Origin of the sequence: Oceanospirillum linum, assembly GCF_001995095.2 — a bacterium.
GTDB classification, from domain to species: domain Bacteria; phylum Pseudomonadota; class Gammaproteobacteria; order Pseudomonadales; family Halomonadaceae; genus Oceanospirillum; species Oceanospirillum linum.
This window is the reverse complement of sequence record NZ_MTSD02000121.1, coordinates 1-434: the sequence shown is the minus strand read 5'-3', so window position 1 is coordinate 434 and position 434 is coordinate 1. Positions and strand designations below refer to the sequence as shown.

1 protein-coding gene is annotated in these 434 nt (G+C 44.0%); it reads right to left on the bottom strand.

What is annotated here, in order from left to right; translation table 11 throughout:
• Positions 1 to 139: 139 nt before the first annotated feature.
• On the bottom strand, positions 140 to 434 hold a 295-nt coding region (locus BTA35_RS16925), incomplete at its 5' end, for a DUF1698 domain-containing protein (protein WP_139363727.1).

The window sequence follows — 434 nt, the reverse complement described above, 5'->3', positions numbered from 1 at the left end:
TTATACGATCAATATTCATAACAACCTCTTGGGGAATCAATCACCTATCTCTGGCTGCTATAATATTAGAAAAAACTTAATAAAAGAAATATTAGTTTATTCTAAAAAGAATAAGCTTATTCCATTTTTTCTAGTTTGATCAATGATAAGGCCGCTCGGCCAATACCACTGCACGCTTAGGTGCGGGATAACCTTCCACCGTTTTACCCGGATCATGTGGGTCGAGGAAATCGGCCAGCGATTCGGTAACCATCCATTCGGTGCGTCGCTGCTCTTCTGTGGTGGTAACGCTCACATCCGCAATGCGGATATCTACAAAACCACACTTCTTCAGCCAGTTTTTCAGCGCCAGCGCGGAAGGGATGAAATAGACATTACGCATTTGCGCGTAACGATCGCCTGGTACCAGCACCGTGTTCTCATCACCATCAATA